21 protein-coding genes are annotated in these 18576 nt (G+C 36.4%); 18 read left to right on the top strand and 3 right to left on the bottom strand.

Translation table 11 applies throughout. The features are described 5' to 3' along the window. Positions 1–48 precede the first annotated feature (48 nt). From CNQ82_RS10870 to galT, 3 genes are read left to right on the top strand one after another with little or no spacing between them, the layout of a single operon-like run. Entirely contained in the window at positions 49–1215 is a 1167-nt protein-coding gene (locus CNQ82_RS10870; RefSeq protein ID WP_123145256.1) for a galactokinase, read from the top strand. A 15-nt stretch (positions 1216–1230) separates the two neighbouring features. Next, a complete protein-coding gene (galE, locus tag CNQ82_RS10865; protein ID WP_123145255.1) occupies positions 1231–2220 on the top strand; it encodes a UDP-glucose 4-epimerase GalE in 990 nt (329 codons plus the stop codon). A 21-nt stretch (positions 2221–2241) separates the two neighbouring features. Further along, positions 2242–3738 carry a UDP-glucose--hexose-1-phosphate uridylyltransferase gene (gene galT, locus CNQ82_RS10860; RefSeq protein ID WP_123145254.1) on the top strand — a complete coding sequence of 499 codons (1497 nt, stop codon included), beginning with the start codon at positions 2242–2244 and terminating at the stop codon, positions 3736–3738. A 278-nt stretch (positions 3739–4016) separates the two neighbouring features. On the opposite strand, the gene CNQ82_RS10855 is transcribed toward galT, so the two are convergent. Further along, positions 4017–5216: an IS110 family RNA-guided transposase gene (locus CNQ82_RS10855; protein ID WP_123144641.1), complete on the bottom strand. Its 1200-nt coding sequence runs from the start codon at positions 5214–5216 to the stop codon at positions 4017–4019. A gap of 664 nt (positions 5217–5880) precedes the next feature. Here CNQ82_RS10855 and modA point away from each other — a divergent pair. From modA to CNQ82_RS10830, 5 genes are all read left to right on the top strand, one after another. After that, positions 5881–6648: a molybdate ABC transporter substrate-binding protein gene (gene modA / locus CNQ82_RS10850; RefSeq protein WP_240624885.1), complete on the top strand. Its 768-nt coding sequence runs from the start codon at positions 5881–5883 to the stop codon at positions 6646–6648. An 11-nt stretch (positions 6649–6659) separates the two neighbouring features. Next, positions 6660–7337, top strand: coding sequence for a molybdate ABC transporter permease subunit (gene modB / locus CNQ82_RS10845; RefSeq protein ID WP_123145252.1), 678 nt, complete (start codon positions 6660–6662; stop codon positions 7335–7337). After that, positions 7331–7939 (top strand): ATP-binding cassette domain-containing protein, encoded by a 609-nt coding sequence (locus CNQ82_RS10840; RefSeq protein ID WP_095103964.1) that lies wholly within the window; start codon positions 7331–7333, stop codon positions 7937–7939. Before modB ends, CNQ82_RS10840 begins: the two co-directional genes overlap by 7 nt. 148 nt (positions 7940–8087) lie before the next feature. Then, positions 8088–9089 (top strand): ThiF family adenylyltransferase, encoded by a 1002-nt coding sequence (locus CNQ82_RS10835; RefSeq protein ID WP_123145251.1) that lies wholly within the window; start codon positions 8088–8090, stop codon positions 9087–9089. Positions 9090–9120: 31 nt separating this feature from the next. Next, a complete protein-coding gene (locus tag CNQ82_RS10830; RefSeq protein ID WP_095103968.1) occupies positions 9121–9633 on the top strand; it encodes a MogA/MoaB family molybdenum cofactor biosynthesis protein in 513 nt (170 codons plus the stop codon). Between the two features lie 178 nt (positions 9634–9811). Here CNQ82_RS10830 and moaC read toward each other — a convergent pair whose 3' ends face one another. Next, positions 9812–10297 carry a cyclic pyranopterin monophosphate synthase MoaC gene (gene moaC / locus CNQ82_RS10825; RefSeq protein ID WP_095103970.1) on the bottom strand — a complete coding sequence of 162 codons (486 nt, stop codon included), beginning with the start codon at positions 10295–10297 and terminating at the stop codon, positions 9812–9814. Positions 10298–10361: 64 nt separating this feature from the next. Here moaC and CNQ82_RS10820 point away from each other — a divergent pair, with 64 nt between their 5' ends. The 6 genes from CNQ82_RS10820 to moaA are packed head-to-tail and all read left to right on the top strand — an operon-like array spanning position 10362 to position 14462. Further along, the gene (locus CNQ82_RS10820; protein WP_123145250.1) at positions 10362–11621 is read left to right on the top strand and encodes a molybdopterin molybdotransferase MoeA; all 1260 of its coding nucleotides are present in this window, start codon (positions 10362–10364) and stop codon (positions 11619–11621) included. Further along, a complete protein-coding gene (gene mobB, locus CNQ82_RS10815) occupies positions 11618–12091 on the top strand; it encodes a molybdopterin-guanine dinucleotide biosynthesis protein B (protein WP_123145249.1) in 474 nt (157 codons plus the stop codon). Before CNQ82_RS10820 ends, mobB begins: the two co-directional genes overlap by 4 nt. A 6-nt stretch (positions 12092–12097) precedes the next feature. Continuing rightward, entirely contained in the window at positions 12098–12553 is a 456-nt protein-coding gene (locus CNQ82_RS10810) for a molybdenum cofactor biosynthesis protein MoaE (protein WP_123145248.1), read from the top strand. Continuing rightward, the gene (gene moaD / locus CNQ82_RS10805) at positions 12550–12783 is read left to right on the top strand and encodes a molybdopterin converting factor subunit 1 (RefSeq protein WP_123145247.1); all 234 of its coding nucleotides are present in this window, start codon (positions 12550–12552) and stop codon (positions 12781–12783) included. Before CNQ82_RS10810 ends, moaD begins: the two co-directional genes overlap by 4 nt. A gap of 4 nt (positions 12784–12787) precedes the next feature. Then, positions 12788–13381 (top strand): molybdenum cofactor guanylyltransferase MobA, encoded by a 594-nt coding sequence (gene mobA / locus CNQ82_RS10800; protein ID WP_123145246.1) that lies wholly within the window; start codon positions 12788–12790, stop codon positions 13379–13381. A gap of 58 nt (positions 13382–13439) precedes the next feature. Then, positions 13440–14462 (top strand): GTP 3',8-cyclase MoaA, encoded by a 1023-nt coding sequence (gene moaA, locus CNQ82_RS10795; RefSeq protein WP_095103982.1) that lies wholly within the window; start codon positions 13440–13442, stop codon positions 14460–14462. 81 nt (positions 14463–14543) lie between these two features. Here moaA and CNQ82_RS10790 read toward each other — a convergent pair whose 3' ends face one another. Next, a complete protein-coding gene (locus tag CNQ82_RS10790) occupies positions 14544–14891 on the bottom strand; it encodes a transcriptional regulator, SarA/Rot family (RefSeq protein WP_123145245.1) in 348 nt (115 codons plus the stop codon). Between the two features lie 348 nt (positions 14892–15239). Here CNQ82_RS10790 and CNQ82_RS10785 point away from each other — a divergent pair, with 348 nt between their 5' ends. The 4 genes from CNQ82_RS10785 to CNQ82_RS10770 are packed head-to-tail and all read left to right on the top strand — an operon-like array spanning position 15240 to position 18555. Next, positions 15240–16124 carry an ABC transporter ATP-binding protein gene (locus CNQ82_RS10785; RefSeq protein ID WP_240624884.1) on the top strand — a complete coding sequence of 295 codons (885 nt, stop codon included), beginning with the start codon at positions 15240–15242 and terminating at the stop codon, positions 16122–16124. Further along, complete coding sequence (locus CNQ82_RS10780; protein ID WP_123145243.1) at positions 16121–16852, top strand: ABC transporter permease; 732 nt, start codon at positions 16121–16123, stop codon at positions 16850–16852. Before CNQ82_RS10785 ends, CNQ82_RS10780 begins: the two co-directional genes overlap by 4 nt. Further along, complete coding sequence (locus CNQ82_RS10775; protein ID WP_123145242.1) at positions 16853–17950, top strand: sensor histidine kinase; 1098 nt, start codon at positions 16853–16855, stop codon at positions 17948–17950. Continuing rightward, positions 17950–18555, top strand: a complete 606-nt coding sequence (locus tag CNQ82_RS10770; protein WP_123145241.1) for a response regulator transcription factor — start codon at positions 17950–17952, stop codon at positions 18553–18555. The genes CNQ82_RS10775 and CNQ82_RS10770 overlap by 1 nt, the downstream gene beginning before the upstream one ends. The last annotated feature ends 21 nt before the right edge of the window (positions 18556–18576 follow it).

Below are 18576 nucleotides of genomic sequence, written 5' to 3'. Positions count from 1 at the left end.
AAGTGTGTTTACTAAAGAATATTTACTATAGTGTGGGAGGAAAAGGCAATGCTGACATCTATGAAAGCTAAATTCGAAACCTTATTTCACGAGCAGCCAGAAGTTGCTGCTTTTGCACCAGGTAGAATTAATTTAATCGGAGAACATACAGATTATAACGGCGGTTATGTTTTTCCAGCAGCCATCGAACTGGGCACATATGGCTTAGCAAGTAAAAGAGAAGATCGTAAAATTCGTCTGTACTCGAATAACTTTGAGGACTCAGGAGTGATTGAATTTTCCCTAGATGATTTACAATTTAATGCGACGCACAGTTGGGCCAATTATCCAAAGGGAATGATTAAATTCTTAAAGGAAGCAGGTTATTCCATTGAGACAGGCTTTAATATTTTAGTTGAAGGTAACATTCCGAACGGTGCGAGTTTATCGTCATCTGCTTCTATTGAAATGTTGATCGGCTGGTTATTAAAATCTTTATTTGACTTGGAAGTGGAGCGCCTAGAACTCATTCAACTTGGACGTAAAGTTGAAAATCAATTTATCGGTGTCAATTCAGGCATTATGGATCAATTTATTGTGGGTATGGGAAGAAAAGACCAAGCTATCTTACTTGATACTGCTACGCTTGATTATCATTATGTACCAGCAGAGTTCGGAGACTATGTGATTTCAATTATGAATACTAATAAACGTCGTGAGCTCGCTGAATCAAAATATAATGAACGTTTGGAAGAATGTCAGAAAGCTTTAGCATTGCTGCAGCAAGAATTAGATATTGCGGCGCTAGGTCATCTAGATACAGAAACCTTTGATAAGTATCAGTATTTGATTGAAGATGCAACATTATTACGCAGAGCGCGACATGCTGTAACTGAAAATGCACGCGTTAAACAAGCTTACGAGGCTTTAGAGCACAGTGATTTTACGACATTCGGCAAGCTTTTGAATGCGTCGCACGCTTCCTTAAAAGAAGATTACGAAGTCACAGGCGCAGAATTGGATGCGCTGGCAGAAACAGCTCAGCAAGTAGAAGGCGTCTTAGGTGCGCGTATGACCGGAGCAGGTTTTGCAGGCTGTGCCATTGCTTTGGTGCATAAAGAACGTATTCATCAGTTAGAAGAAGAAGTAACACAAATTTATACCAACAAAATAGGCTACGCACCGTCATTTTATCATGTCAATATTGGTGATGGCGTTAAATCTATAGAAGTTTAAGAGAGGATGTAAATTATGTCAGTTTTAGTGTTAGGTGGAGCAGGTTATATCGGAAGTCACGCTGCAAATCAGTTGATTGAACAAGGCTATGATGTAGCGGTGGTAGATAATCTTGGGACAGGACATCGCGAAGCGGTTCCGGCAGCAGCACGTTTTTATGAAGGAGATATTCGTGATAAAGACTTTTTAAATGACGTTTTTGAAAAAGAAGACGTTGAAGGTGTCTTTCATTTTTGTGCGTATTCTTTAGTAGGAGAATCAGTCAATAAACCTTTAGAGTACTTCAATAATAATGTCTACGGGATGCAAATCTTGTTAGAAGTCATGAAACAATATCAAGTCAATGAAATTATATTCTCATCCACAGCTGCAGTTTATGGAGAACCAGAAGTAGTACCGATTCAAGAAGATGCACCTAAAGCACCGACAAACCCATACGGCGAAAGTAAATTAATGATGGAAAAAATGATGCATTGGTGTCATAACGCTTATGGCGTGAATTATGCAGCATTACGTTATTTCAATGTCGCAGGTGCTAAAGAAGATGGCAGTATCGGAGAAGATCACAATCCTGAAACACATTTAATCCCGATTGTGTTACAAGCAGCGCTAGGACAACGTGAGGCCATTACGATTTTCGGAACTGATTATGATACAGAAGATGGCTCTTGTGTACGTGATTATCTACATGTGACTGACTTGATTGCAGCACATATTCTTGCTTATCAATATTTGAAAGACGGCGGCGAAAGCGGAGCCTTCAATTTAGGCAGCAGCCAAGGTTATTCAGTAATAGAAATTGTAGAAGCAGCTAGACAAGCAACAGGTATCGGTATCAAATCTGAGATTGGTGAAAGACGTGCAGGCGATCCAAGTAAATTAATCGCGTCCAGCGACAAAGCACAACGTGTTCTCGGCTGGAAACCGAAACATGATGATATTCACGAAATTATTGAAACAGCTTGGAATTGGCATCAATCACATCCGAACGGATACTCAAACTAATTGATTACAGGGGGCAGTTTTATGGAATTGAATCGGCAATACGTCAATCGATTTATTGACGATGCAATACAATACAACGATTATGAGCCGACAGATGCTTACTATCTGCAAAATTTAATCTTGGAAATTACTGGGGCTGAAAAGGTTGATGAACAAGCTACAGAGTATAACTTTACTAATCTGTCACCTAATGACATTGCACAACATTGGATTGAACAAATGATTGAAAATCAAATCATTGAAGATGTCGTCTATCAAAAAGAAATCATCGAGACGAAACTCTTAGATTTAATCACTCCTAAACCTTCAACGATTAATCGACGGTTTAATGAATTGTATGAACAGCATCCAGGGAAAGCTACCGATTATTTCTATGAACTTTGCAAACGAAATCATTACATTAAGACAGATGCCATTGCACAAAATCTGCATTACTATACAGCTACAGAATATGGCGATTTAGAAATTACTATCAATTTATCTAAACCGGAAAAGGATGCAAAAGAAATTGCTAAAGCGCGCGAGGCAAAACAAGCGCACTATCCAGCTAATGCTTTATGCATGGAAAATGAAGGGTTTGCAGGCTCTGTTGCACAAGCGGCAAGACGAAATCACCGAATTATTCGCTTGAAATTAAATGGCGAACCCTGGGGTTTCCAATTCTCTCCTTATGCTTATTTCGCAGAACATAGTATCGTCTTATCAGAAGAGCATAATCCTATGAAAGTTGAAAAAGCAACCTTCAGCAATCTCTTAGAATTTGTACAGAAATTCCCGCATTACTTTGCAGGTTCTAATGCTGATTTGCCGATTGTCGGCGGGTCCATCCTTTCGCATAATCACTATCAAACTGGACGTCATACTTTCCCGATGGATAATGCGCCAGAAAGTTATGCTTTTACCATAGAGAAGTATCCCGAGGTGCAAGCTGCCACTTTAAAATGGCCGATGAGTGTAGTGCGCTTGAAAGGTCAGGAAATTGATGAGTTAGTGGAAGCAGCAGAATATATTTTCGAAACTTGGCTGAATTATAGTGATGAAACAGTTGGGGTTAAGGCATTTAGTGAAGACGGCACACGTCATCATACTGTTACGCCGATTGCCAGATATCGTCAGTCAACAGGTAACTATGAATTAGACCTGGTATTGAGAGATAATCAAACTTCAACCCAATACCCAGATGGTATTTTCCATCCGCATCCAGATGTGCAGCATATTAAAAAAGAAAATATTGGATTAATCGAAGTGATGGGAACAGCTATTCTGCCTGGACGTTTAAAACGAGAATTAAAAGAAGTAGAAGCGTACGTTCTCGGAAATAAAGAAGCGGATATAGGTAAACATCAAATGTGGGCGGATCGAATGATAGCTGCTTATGATTTTAATCAAGAGAATGCTGAAGGTATCATCCATCAAGAAGTGGGGCACATCTTTAAACGTGTCTTAGAAGATGCGGGTGTATTTAAACAAACCGAAGAAGGTCAAGCAGCATTCAACCGATTTATTCAGCATTTGTAGAGGAACGGGGGAGCGGGACAGAAATAATTTTTGTTTAAAATTATTTCGTCTTCCCGCCCCGGCAAAGCTAACTAGAATAGAAAAAAGCTTGGAACAAGCGCATTTTCTATTCAGATAGCTACTGCCAGTTCAAAGAGTAGAGGTGAGACATTATTATGTTTCAGCCTCTTTCCTACGATTAGTCAAGTGTTTATATTTAAAGAATGCATTACTGAACTAAACCGTTCAATTTTATTTTTTTGAATAAGGTGTTAAACTATATATGATTATACGAGTGGCTAATGTGGAGCCATTTGATAGTCGTATAATTTATGATTATTCACTAAATAGTGAATTGTTTTTAACAGCTTGTTTATACAAGCTACTACGGCAGTCTTGTGAGATTTACCATAAGGCTGCTCTTTTAATTTATAATAATAATCTGCAACATGATTATCGTAATGGCGCTTTCCCTTTAAAATATTCATGATAATAGAATAGAAAATTTGTCTTGCTTTTTTATTTCCTCGTTTATTTATTGTATCTCTGCAATGGGTATTGCCTGATTGATATCTTTTGACATCAATACCTACAAAAGCATTGATTTGTTTATGCGAGTAAAACCGTGTAATATCTCCTAACTCACCGACAATCATAGCCGCTGTCAGTTCACCGATACCAGGTATTGAATAAATACTTTCAAAACAATCCATTTGTTTAGCTAATTCGATCATAGCTTTATCCAATTCCTTGAGTTTTTGCATGGATGATTTTAAATCCTTTATTAATATACGGGCTTTTTCAACTAGAAAAGAATGTCTGTCGACATTGGGAAAGCTTTCATGAGCAATATTTATTAATTGAACCGCATGCTTTTCTGCTTTATCTCTGGACATGGCTTTGTCTGTAGAATTAAATATTTCTTCTACAAGGCGCTCTTTGTCTAATTCGACTACTATATCCGGGTGAGTAAACAATTCAGCGATATTAAGTGCAATCATTGAATAACGGTTACTGAACAGTTTTTCCAAACCAGGAAATGTCTGGTGCAGCTGCTCGATAATTCCAGTTTTGAGCTTGTTTTGCTGGCTTTCGATTTGAAGATGAAAGCGTACACGTTCTCGCAACTCAAAATATATTTCTTCGTATGCCTGCGGACTCTCAGTTGCTGGTAAATCATGAACCATTCGAGCGAGTTTATGCGCATCGGATTTATCGGTTTTCCACGATCTTAAAGAACTGGTTTTGAACTTGGCTTCTAAAGGATTCAACTCAAAATAGTCGAATTGATGCAGACGACAAAATTTTTTCATGCTTCTTGAATAAATTCCCGTTGATTCGAATACAATTTGCAGACTATCCATCTGGTTCAGATACTTTAAAAGAAAATTATAACCGTTTTCATTGTTTTGAATGGTAAATTCCTTTTGGAATTTGTCATTTTGGTAATGTGCCACCACACTGGTGTTTTTACTGATATCAACGCCTAAATAATTAATAGATAAAACCTCCTATGTTAATTTTGAGAAGTTGAAAACTTTACTTAACCTTTTTCATTTCTCTTTCCTATACACGGTTTCAAGAACCCAACATACTACAAACGAATTTCAAAAGGTGAGAGTAAAGCTGACTCGTTTTTAATACGGATTTAAAACCCAAGAGGCTGCACAGTCTACTTCTCTCTCTAACTATAAAAAAATAGCTATGAAGAAATCCATCGTCATGGAATGCTTCATAGCTAATCTTAGTATGTTTTCTTCGTTTAGAGCGAAAGTGTCGAGGCTCGCGCCGGTTGCCTATACAGATAGAGGCCGAAGTGTCGAGGCTCAAGTCGACAGCCTATACAGTTAGGGGCGAAAGTGTCGAGGTGCAAGTCGACAGCCTAGACACTTTACGCAAATATACTATCCATCGTCCCTATTACGACGCATTTTATACCATCCCACCTTCTGCTATCCCTAGAAGCAAACGACAAAAATTCCAACTTCCACTACATCCCCACCTTCTTTGCATTCAAATTTTTTTGAACAGTAAATAAATGTTAACTTCTTCACTAAAATATTAAAAAATATTTAATTTTATCGTGATATTTCTTTACTATAAGGGTATAATCGATAATGAAATCAATTTATTAGGAGGTTTTGTAATGAAAATCAAGCATTTTTGATTGCATTAGTAGCCATTTGTTTAGTATTAGCAGGATGTTCTAATTCTGACAGCGGGGATAAGAAAGACAGTAAAAAATCAGACAGCAATGACAAAAAACAAGAATTACACGTTTCTGCAGCAGCAAGTTTAACAGACGTTTCTAAAGACTTAGAAAAAGAATTCAAGAAAGATCACCCAGATGCTAAACTCACATTTAACTATGGTGGTTCAGGCGCTTTAAGACAACAAATTGAAAAAGGTGCACCAGTTGATGTATTTATGTCAGCTAACACTAAAGACGTTGATGCTTTGAAAGATAAGAAAAAAGCACATGATACTTATAACTACGCTAAAAACAAATTAGTACTTATCGGTGAAAAAGATTCAGATCTTAAATCAGTTAAAGACTTGAAAGACGGTCAAAAATTAGCGATTGGTGAAGCTAAATCTGTACCAGCCGGTAAATACGCTACACAATACTTACAAGACAACGGTTTATATGATGGCGTTAAAGACAAATTAGTTTATGCGAAAGACGTACGTCAAGTATTGAACTATGTTGAAAAAGGTAACGCTCAATTAGGTTTTGTTTACAAAACAGACTTATATCCAAACAAAACTAAAAACGACAAAGTAAAAGAAATTAAACAAGTCGAATTGAAAAAACCTATCGTTTATGAAGCAGGAGCAACTTCTGATAGCAAATTAGCAAAAGATTGGATGAAATTCTTAAAATCTGATAAAGCTAAAAAAATCATGAAAGAATATAAATTCGAAAACTAGGAGGAACTTAGATGCCTGATTTAACGCCATTTTGGATATCCATCAAAGTGGCTGTAATCAGCACGATCATCGTAACGATATTAGGAATTATTATTTCCAAATTGTTATATCGTCATCGAGGTTGCATAGTGACACTTCTAGAAAGTATCATTATACTACCAATTGTCTTACCGCCGACGGTAATGGGGTTCTTACTCTTAATTGTTTTTTCCCCGAAAAGTCCGGTAGGGGCATTCTTCGCAAATGTGCTGCATTTGCCGGTAGTATTTACACTGACGGGCGCTGTAATAGCGTCCGTTGTTGTAAGTTTTCCTTTAATGTATCAACATACGATACAGGGATTCCGCGGTATCAACAATAAAATGTTGAATACTGCGCGTACTATGGGTGCAAGTGAGAATAAAATATTCTTTCGTTTGATTCTGCCACTCTCTAAGCGCTCTATTTTATCAGGCATAATGATGGCATTTGCACGTGCAATTGGTGAATTTGGTGCCACTTTAATGGTCGCAGGTTATATTCCGAACAAAACCAATACGTTGCCGTTAGAAATTTATTTCTTAGTAGAACAAGGCAGAGAAAATCAAGCTTGGTTATGGGTACTTGTACTCGTTGCCTTTGCAATCACTGTTATCGGAACTATCAATATGATTAACCGAGACAAATATTTGAGGTGGACTAAATGCTGACCATCCAAATCGAATATCAGTTGCGTGACCATTTAATCCAACTTGATATTAATGAAGACCAGCCAAAGATATATGCTATCAGAGGCCCTTCAGGTATCGGTAAGACCACAGTTCTAAATATGATTGCAGGCTTGCGTAAAGCTGATCGAGCTTATATTAAGATTGATGATCACTTATTAACAGATACTGAAAAAGATGTGAATGTAAAAATTCAAGATCGCGGTATCGGTTACTTATTCCAAGATTATCAGCTCTTTCCGAATATGACGGTCATGCAAAATATTACTTTTATGGCAAAACCGTCAGAACATATTGATGCATTGATGCACCAACTAAATATTACGCATTTAACGAAACAATATCCTGCACGTTTATCTGGAGGAGAATCCCAGCGTGTCGCACTCGCCAGAGCATTGAGTACACGCCCGGATATCCTGCTCTTAGATGAACCCTTCTCAAGCTTGGATGATGCTACGAAAGAAGAGAGTATGCATTTAGTGAAACGCATGTTTGATGAATGGCAGATTCCGATTATTTTTGTGACACATTCAAACTATGAAGCTGAGCAGCTTGCAGATGAGATTATTACAATAGGTTCATAGCTTTTTTGAAAGTAACCCGGCATAGCACCGAATATATTTCAGTGCATGTCGGGTTTATTGTCTTTTTTAAAAAGAAAGATTGGAAAATTGTGTCGTGCTGAGAATCATCATATAATAAAAGTAATGTACTTTAGAAAGGATAAAAAATATGAATGAACGCTATTCACGACAAATATTATTTAAAAATATTGGAGTGGAAGGTCAAGAAAAAATCGCTCAAAAACATGTTTTGATTATCGGAATGGGCGCTTTAGGGACACATCTTGCAGATGGTTTAGCACGTGCAGGTGTGCGAAAATTGACGATTGTAGATCGCGATTATATCGAATTCAGTAATTTACAGCGCCAAACGATGTATACTGAACAAGATGCCAAAGAAGCATTGCCTAAAGTGATTGCGGCCGAATCTAGATTAAAAGAAATTCGTGAAGATATAGAAATAGATGCCTACATTGAACAAGTGAATGCATTATTTTTAGAAAAGCATGCACAGAATGTAGATTTAATTTTAGATGCTACAGATAACTTTGATACGCGTTTATTAGTGAATGATTTTGCGTATAAATATAATATACCTTGGATTTATGGTGGGGTGGTTCAGAGTACCTATATAGAAGCAGCCTTTATCCCGGGTCAAACGCCTTGTTTCAATTGTGTGATGCCGCAACTGCCAGTCATTAATATGACATGTGACACAGTAGGGGTCATCCAACCCGCCGTTACAATGACGACGAGTTTGCAATTGCGCGATGCTTTAAAAATTTTAACTGAAACGCCTTTCACACCTAAACTGACCTATGGCGATATTTGGGAAGGGACACACTATACTTTTGGATTCAGCCGCATGTTTGACCCACATTGTACGACTTGCGGAGAACATCCGACTTATCCTCACTTGCACCAAACAGACCAGCAATTTGCGACATTGTGCGGCAGAGATACGGTGCAATATAGCAATGAAAATATTACCCAGGAAATGTTGAAACAATATTTAGAAGCCCATCATATTCAATATCATGCTAATCCCTATATGTTGCGCTTTGAATTCAACGGTCATCGCATTGTCAGTTTCTCTGGCGGAAGAATGTTAATACATGGGATGACGAAGCCTACTGAGGCTATTAAATTAATGAATCAACTGTTAGGCTAGAAAGAGAATAATAATAACGGAGGTTGAATAAATGACAAAGAACGAACATGTAAACGTTAAGTTAGACAGAGATATCCAATGTGCAGTATTAACTGTTTCAGATACGAGAACTGAAGAAACAGATAAAGGCGGAAACTTAGCTAAAGAATTATTGTCGGAAATTAATGTAGAAATTAAACCAGAGCATTATGCTATTGTCAAAGATGATAAGCAAGCGATTACAGAACAAATTCAACAATGGTTGGCTGAAGATGTAGATGTGATTGTTACGACAGGCGGAACAGGTATTGCGCAACGTGATGTGACGATTGAAGCGGTAACTCCATTACTAACTAAACAAATTGAAGGGTTCGGGGAATTGTTCAGATATTTAAGTTATGCGGAAGATGTCGGCACCCGTGCATTACTTTCACGTGCAGTAGCAGGTACAGTAGGAGAACAACTTATTTTCTCTGTGCCAGGTTCAACAGGTGCAGTGAAACTTGCATTAAACAAATTGATTAAACCAGAATTAAATCATTTAATTCATGAGTTGACTAAATAAATCATCCTTATAGACGATTAATAGCTAAGTAAGAATAGTATATAATAGGATGTATGATACTAAAAAACGGAATCATTGGGTCTGTTCTTTTTTGAAAAAAGAGAGGCTCAACAATTCCGTATTTTGTTCTGTTTAAATTAAATATCTCAGAACGGGTATATAATTTAAATAAAGAATATTATTTAGATTCTCGACGGTAATCGCCGGATTTACCACCAGATTTAGTAAGCAGATATGTTTCTCCGATGACCATCCCTTTATCTAAAGCTTTGGTCATATCGTAAACAGTTAAGGCAGTAGCAGAAGCAGCAGTCAAAGCTTCCATTTCTACACCTGTTTTACCAGAAGTTGAAACTGTAGCTTCAATATTTAAAGTATAAGATGATGTTGTATCCCATTCGAATGCAATATCGATTCCAGTAAGTGAGAGCGGGTGGCACATAGGAATAATTGTGGACGTATTCTTTGCGGCCATAATTCCTGCGATTTGTGCAGTATTCAACACATTACCTTTCTTATTTGTATGATCTATAATTTGTTGATAAATGTCTTGATTAACTGTAATGCTTGAATGTGCGGTAGCTGTACGTTTCGTAATTTCTTTTTCCGAAACATCAACCATCTTCGCATTACCTTGTTCATTGATATGAGTAAATTCAGACATGCTATTCCTCCTCGCTTAAATTATTATAGCACGAAATAAAATGAATGTTAGGAGCAGATAAATTATGCCAGTTGAAAAAAGAAATCCTATTCCAGTTAAGGAAGCCATTAAACGCGTCGTAGAACAAGAAATCCATACTGAAGTACAAAATGTTCCTTTAAATCAAAGCTTAGGTTATGTACTTGCAGAAGATATTGTAGCAACTTATGAAATTCCGCGTTTTAATAAATCTCCTTATGACGGTTTCGCGTTAAGAAGTGAAGATACAGTAGGTGCAAGTGGCGATAACCGTATTGAGTTTGAAGTGATTGACCATATCGGCGCAGGTTCTGTATCTGATAAAACGGTGGGGCCAAATAAAGCCGTACGTATTATGACAGGTGCTGAAGTTCCTTCAGGCGCAGATGCAGTGGTAATGTTAGAACAAACTAAAGAAGGCGACCATACATTCACTATTCGTAAACCGTTTGCTCATAATGAAAATGTTTCTTTAAAAGGTGAAGAAACAGAAGTCGGCGATGTCGTATTGAAAAAAGGACAACGTATTAATGCGGGCGGAATTGCAGTACTAGCAACATTCGGCTATACAGAGGTTCCTGTGCATAAATTACCATCTGCCGCTATTATCGCAACAGGCAGTGAGTTATTAGATGTTGGCGACGAATTAGAGCCTGGCAAGATTCGTAACTCAAATGGACCAATGATTGAAGGCTTGTTAAATCAATTCGGCTTAGAAGGCGAAATGTATAAAATTCAAGAAGATGATTTAGAAAGCAGTATTGCTGTCGTCAAACAAGCGATGGAAACGCACGATATGGTAATCACTACAGGTGGTGTTTCAGTAGGTGACTTCGACTATCTCCCTGAAATTTATAAAGCATTGGATGCTGAAGTATTATTCAATAAAGTACAAATGCGACCAGGTAGTGTTACAACTGTAGCAGTGGCGCAGGGTAAATATTTATTCGGCTTATCTGGCAACCCATCAGCTTGTTACACAGGCTTCCAATTATTTGTTAAAACAGGTGTCTTAAATATGATGCATGCGAATGAGAAATTCCCGCAAGTAGTGAAAGCCACTTTAATGGAAGATTTCAAAAAAGCAAACCCATTCACACGTTTTATCAGATCTAAAGCCACTTTAAATGGAATGGAAGCTACAGTCGTGCCTTCAGGATTTAATAAATCAGGTGCAGTAGTAGCCATTGCACACAGCAACGCTATGGTAATGTTACCAAGCGGTACAAGAGGTTTCCACGCAGGAAATACTGTCGATGTGATTTTAACTGAAACAGATGTCTTCGAAGAGGAACTTTTACTATGATTTTGCAAATCGTGGGATATAAGGATTCAGGGAAGACAACATTGATGGCTGAAACGGTTCGCTTTTTGAAAGAAGCGGGCTATCGTGTTGTAACAATCAAACATCATGGTCACGGTGCAGAAGATATTACCTTGCAGGACAATACCGTAGACCATATGAAACATTTTGAAGCTGGCGCGGATCAGAGTATTGTGCAAGGACACGAGTTAAGAGAAACGATTACGCGCACCTCTGAAGCTACTTTATCCCAAATCATTGATTCAGCTGTTACAATTGAATATGACATCATTTTAGCTGAAGGATTTAAACAAGCGGACTACGATAAAGTCGTTATTTATAGAAATCTTGAAGAATTATCTTCTTTATCAGCGCTCAGTCATGTACAATATAAGTTGCCGTTTCAAAAATTAAGTGATTTAGAGCCGTTCTACCAATGGCTTGAATCGTGGATTGATATAAAAAAAGGATGAGTCAGAATGAAACAGTTTGAGATTGTAACAGAACCGATACAAACAGAACAGTATCGGGACTTTACACTTAATCCACATCAAGGAGCAGTCGTCGTATTTACTGGCCACGTTCGAGAATGGACTAAAGGAATACGCACTGAACATTTAGAGTATGAAGCTTATATTCCAATGGCTGAGAAGAAACTTGCACAAATCGGCGACGAAATTAATGAACAGTGGCCGGGTACGATTGTAAGTATCGTTCATCGTATCGGACCATTGGAAATTTCAGATATAGCTGTATTAATTGCGGTATCTTCTCCGCATAGAAAAGACGCATACGCAGCCAACGAGTATGCGATAGATCGTATTAAAGAAGTAGTTCCTATTTGGAAAAAAGAAATCTGGGAAGATGGAGCTGAATGGATCGGCCATCAAAGAGGCTACCATGAAGATGCAGTTGAAAGGGGGCAGAAAGAATGAAAGTCCTTTACTTTGCCGAAATCAAAGAGATTTTGCAAAAAGATACTGACCAATTTCAGATTGAAAATGAAATGACTGTGGAAGCATTTAAGCAATATTTATTTGAGAAATATCCTGAAATCGACGGGAAGAAATTTCAAATTGCATTAAATGAAGAATTTGTACAACCTCATGAAAAAATCAACCAATCAGATGTAGTTGCTTTGATTCCACCGGTAAGCGGAGGTTAATGAAGTGAAAGCTATTATATTAGCAGGAGGGCAATCTGAACGATTTGGTGCCCCTAAAGCATTTGCAGAAATAAATGGAAAGACGTTCTATGAACAAATTATAGATGTATTAGACAGTATGAATATGTTTAATGAAATTATCATCAGTTCTAATGACACATTGGCGCCGAAATTCAAAGGAGCGCGTGTAGTCGTGGATGATTCAGAGCATAAAAACAAAGGACCGTTATCAGGGATTTATTCAGTGATGAAACAAGATTTTGAAGCGGAACTCTTTTTTGTGATTTCTGTTGATACACCGTTGATTACTGCAAAAGCCATCAGCCAATTGTATCAATTTATGGTAGAGCACGTGATTGAAGATCAATTAGACATTGCTGGATTTGAAGAAGAAGGCCATCCAATTCCGACGATTGCCTTTTACAGTCCTAATTGTCTTCCGATTATTGCACGCGCTTTAGAGTCTGACGATTATAGTATGCGCCATGTTTATCAACAAACTGCTTCAGACTGGATAGATGTCAAAAGTGTAGATGATAACACAGAATGGTATAAGAATATTAATTATCCCCAAGATTTAGAAAGCATAAAAAGATAACGAACAACGCTTAATGAGATGTGTTAAGCGTTTAATATAGATAGAAGGGGGTCAAAAGATGGTAAAACAAATAACAGATAAGCTTGGCCGACCTATTCGCGACTTAAGATTATCTGTGACAGACCGTTGCAATTTCCGTTGCGATTATTGTATGCCGAAAGAAATATTCGGCGACGATTTCGTCTTTTTACCTAAAGATGAATTACTCACATTCAGTGAAATGGAAAGAATTGCTCGCGTATATACACACTTAGGCGTGAAAAAAATCCGTATTACAGGCGGAGAACCGTTAATGCGCAGAGATTTATATAAATTAATTGCAGCCTTGAATGATATTGAAGGTGTTGAAGATATAGGTTTAACGACAAACGGTTTATTATTGAAAAAACATGGACAGAAATTATATGACGCTGGACTCAGACGTATTAATGTCAGTCTAGATGCCATCGATAATGAATTGTTCCAGTCTATTAATAACCGTAATATCAAAGCTGATACGATTTTAGATCAAATTGATTATGCAGTTTCCATTGGCTTTAAAGTTAAAATTAACGTCGTAGTACAAAAAGGTGTCAACGATGACCAAATTATCCCTATGGTGCAATATTTTAAAGATAAAAATATTCAAGTCAGATTTATTGAATTTATGGATGTCGGCAATGATAACGGCTGGGATTTCAGTAAAGTAGTTTCTAAAGATGAAATGTTGTCCATGATTCAAGAAGAATTTGATATTGAAGCGGTAGAACCTAAATACTATGGTGAAGTTGCAAAATACTATCGTCATAAAGATAACGGCGCACAATTCGGTTTAATTACCAGTGTGTCCCAATCATTTTGTTCTACGTGCACCAGAGCAAGATTATCTTCAGACGGCAAGTTCTATGGCTGCTTATTCAGTACAGTAGACGGATTTAACGTAAAAGAATTTATGCGCTCAGGTGTTTCAGACAATGAATTGCAAGCGAAGTTCGAAGAGTTATGGAACATTCGTGATGATCGTTACTCAGACGAACGTACCGAACAAACTGTAGCGAATAGAAAACGTAAAAAAATCAATATGAATTATATTGGTGGTTAAAATTACTAAACCCGAGTCTTTTTCTAGAAAGAAGGAGACTCGGGTTAATTTTTTATTCAGTTTCTTTGCGTTTATTTTCATCTATGCAGCAATATTTACGCCAATTTCTTCTACAATGTCTGTCATTAATTGATGCTGTTTAGCATTCAACAAGTAAAATACTTGGCGTTCATCAGTTTGAGAACGTTCTTTGGCGATAAGTCCTTTTTTGTAAAGTTTGCGAATTAGCACATCAATTTTACTGGTATTCCACTTCATATCATAATGCAGCGTATCTCTTAATTCTTTGCCGCTCATTTTCTCCACAGCGTGAATTTTGTACAAAATAATAAACTCTTCCATATTCATTTTGTAAGTCGATTTTAACCAGTACTTAATTTGACTCAGTTGACATTCGGTAGTAATTAATTGATCAATAGCTTGTGTCATGGCTATTCCTCCTCATGTTGTTCATGTTGTTATGTGAGCTCACTTTACATTGTTTACTATTTAATTATATAACGAAGGTCATATTTAATCTATTGTTTTTCATTTACTATATAGTACAAAAATAAGTGAAAATAATGCTTAAAATCGGCTTTACTTCATTATTAATTATAAATTCAAAATTAATCTACTGATAAAAATGATGTATATATGATATAAAGTTGCTTAATTATTGGTATATCTTTAAGCATTAAAGTGATTGCTTAAAATTATAATTCAACCAAGTTATGACAAATGTCATAATCAATTCATGACGAACGTGACTTATCTTCTTCTATCAATATTTTTAGAATGAAAATAGAAAGAATGAAGGAGTGGATAAGGATGATTTATTTCAATAACGTTTCTAAATACTTTAAAAATGTTCTTGCCGTCAATCAATCATCATTCGATATTAAAGAAGGAGAATGTACGGCTCTAGTTGGGGTCAATGGTGCTGGCAAATCAACTATTATTGATATGTTGATAGGCAACTTACATGCTGATAAAGGAAATATTACGTCTGATTTTAATTTGAATCCGCAGACTGGCATCCTATATCAAAGAACAGAATTTCCTGACTTAATTAGAGTGAGGGAGTTGTTTGAGCTTTACACTCAATTATATACAAATCATCTTAACATGAAAGAATTTAAAGAACTTACCAGCTTTGATGATGAACAACTTAATCAATTTGCAACCCATTTATCAGGAGGACAGCAGCGTATTTTAGATTTCGCTTTAACAGTTATGGGTAAACCTAGATTTATTATTTTAGATGAACCCACAAGTGCAATGGATGCTACAATGAGAAAATATTTTTGGAAGGTTATTGAAGGTTATAAGAAAGAAGGTAAAACTATTTTCTACACCACTCATTATTTGGAGGAAGTGGAGAAGATGGCAGATCGAGTCATCGTCCTAAGCAAAGGAAGTATCGTTAATGACAATATACCATCCATCATCAGACAACAAGTTAGAAAATCAACAATTCATGTTCCAATAAAGTATCAGCATCTTTTGGTTAAAGAGATACAATCCGAATTTCATATTAAGCAACAGGAAATTTTAATCATTTCAGAAGAAGTTGAAGATGTTTTAATGCAATTAATCAAGTTGAATATCAATTTGAATGAAATAGAAATTACCAAAGCATCATTAGCAGATTACATTTTTAAGGAGGAGAACATATCATGATTTTAAGTTATCTAAAACTCGATATCAGAACGACTTTCCGCCAAAAAACATATCTATTATTATCGATTGCATTACCTTTGATTTTCTTTCTCGTATTTACTTCTATAGGAAATGTACCGAAAGAACAAGCACAAACAGTATATAAAGAAAGTTTATTTAGTATGGCAGTATTCAGCCTGACGAGCTTTTGCTTAATGACCTTTCCGATAGAACTCATTAACGATAAACAATCAGGATGGCAGAAAAAAATATTATCAACTTCTATGAAAATACATCAATATTACCTTGCAAAAATCTTAAAAATAATGGGATTATTTGCTTTGTCTATTTCACTGATATTTATAGCTGCGGCTACACTCCGGGGTGTGAAAATGACGTTAGAAGAGTGGTTGCTTGCTGGATTGCTGTTATGGTTGGGAAGCAGTCTTTTTTTATCAGTAGGAGTATTGCTTTCACAAATACCAGATATCAAGAAAGCAAGCAGTATCGGTAATCTACTTTATTTGTTATTAGCTATAGCGGGTGGATTGTGGTTTCCGATTAAGTTATTTCCGCATTGGCTGCAAACTATTGCACATTGGACACCCACTTATCATTTGAAAAATGTAGTATTTTCTTATACTACAACTCATAGTATCTCTTGGTATTCGTTTGGCGTTCTCTTTATCTATAGTATACTGTTCTTAATTATTGCATTTTATATCCAACAAAAAACGGACGTGATTTGATTGAAACTTTCTAAACGACTTAAAGAAGATCCTTATGGTGTTTCCAGCTTTGTCTATTTAGTGTTTCCTATTATTGCTTTGTTTTCGGATCAAATTGAAGGGACTAAATGGTTACTTATCTTAATGATTATTATATTCTCGATTGATTATTATATGATGATTTTTCATGTAAATGATCAAACATCCAAAATTAAGCGACTTATTTATCTGATGATTCATTTAGTTGGAATTGTTTACTTTTGTTATGCAATTGGATCAACATTTGTGATGTTTTTCTTCTTTGGCAGTTTCGCATTACCTTATGTCTATCGCGTCTCAGCTAAATCGCTAGAGAATTATTTGTATTTAACCACGATAGTCATGACTTCTATCTATTTAATCACTCAATATACACCGAATGCTATTATTGTAGTGGTAATTGATTTAATAGTGGTTATTATTGCTTTTACAAATTTTCAAAATGTGGAAAACAATAAGGCTGAAGAAAAGATTGAAGAAAAGAATCGCTATATTAATTTATTGATTGCTGAACAAGAACGTCAACGTATCGGACAAGATTTGCACGATACTTTAGGCCATGTATTCGCAAGTTTGAGTATTAAATCGGAGCTGGCCGCAAAGTTAATTGATATTGATATCGATAAAGCGAAGACAGAGATGCAATCTGTCAATCAATTATCTAAAGAAGCATTAGAAAAAGTCAGAGAAATTGTTGACCAATTAAAATTTCAAAGCTTTCAAGAAGAGGTAGCTTCGGTGAGTCACTTGCTTCAAGAAACTGGTATTCAATTTAACTTTGAAAATGCAAAGATTGCCAAATCAATTAATAAAGGTCGACAATCTATATTGTCTATGATTCTTAGAGAAGCGGTGAATAATATTATCAAACATGCAGAGGCTACCAAAGTCTCGGGGTGCTTAGTTGAAACAGATACAGGTTATCTTTTTAAAATTCAAGATAATGGAAAGGGAATGGAACCATCTGTTATTGCACTCAATAGTATAGAAGAGAGAGTTAAATTGTTGGGCGGTAACTTGAAAATTATCTCTAATCAAGGACTCACTATAGAAATTGAATTTAAAAGGGGTGAATTATAATGATAAAGGTAGTATTAGCAGAGGATCAAGAGATGCTTCGACAAGCAATGGTTCAGCTCATTTCTATGAACAATGATATTGAAATTGTGTTTGATAGTGCAGACGGAAAGAAAGCTTGGGATTTTATTAAAACTAATCAACCGGATGTTGCCATATTAGATATTGAAATGCCAGGAATTACTGGACTTGAAGTGCTTGGAAAGATTCGTGAAGACGATATTTCAACGAAGGTCATTATAGTGACTACATTCAAGCGACCAGGCTACTTTGAACGCGCAGTCGCAAATAATGTGGATGCTTATGTCTTAAAGGAAAGATCGGTCGAGGAGTTGGTGCATACTATACACACTGTGATGGAAGGAAAGAAGGAATATAGTCAATCTTTAATGACGACTTTCTTTTCTGAAAAAAATCCTTTAACACCCTCAGAACAGCTGATCTTAAAAGAAATAGGGAACGGCTATTCAAGTAAGGAAATTGCGGATAAGCTTTATTTATCTGATGGTACGGTGCGTAATTATACCTCTGTAGCAATAGATAAATTAGAAGCGGAAAATCGCTTCGATGCCTGGAAAATTGCAGAATCAAAAGGTTGGATAATATAAAAAAATCTGGAACGCTCAAAC

The sequence above is a fragment of the Staphylococcus debuckii genome (genome assembly GCF_003718735.1).
In the GTDB taxonomy this organism is placed as follows: Bacteria; Bacillota; Bacilli; order Staphylococcales; family Staphylococcaceae; genus Staphylococcus; species Staphylococcus debuckii.
The sequence above is the reverse complement of the archived record's forward strand: the minus strand, read 5'-3'. Positions and strand labels throughout refer to the sequence as shown.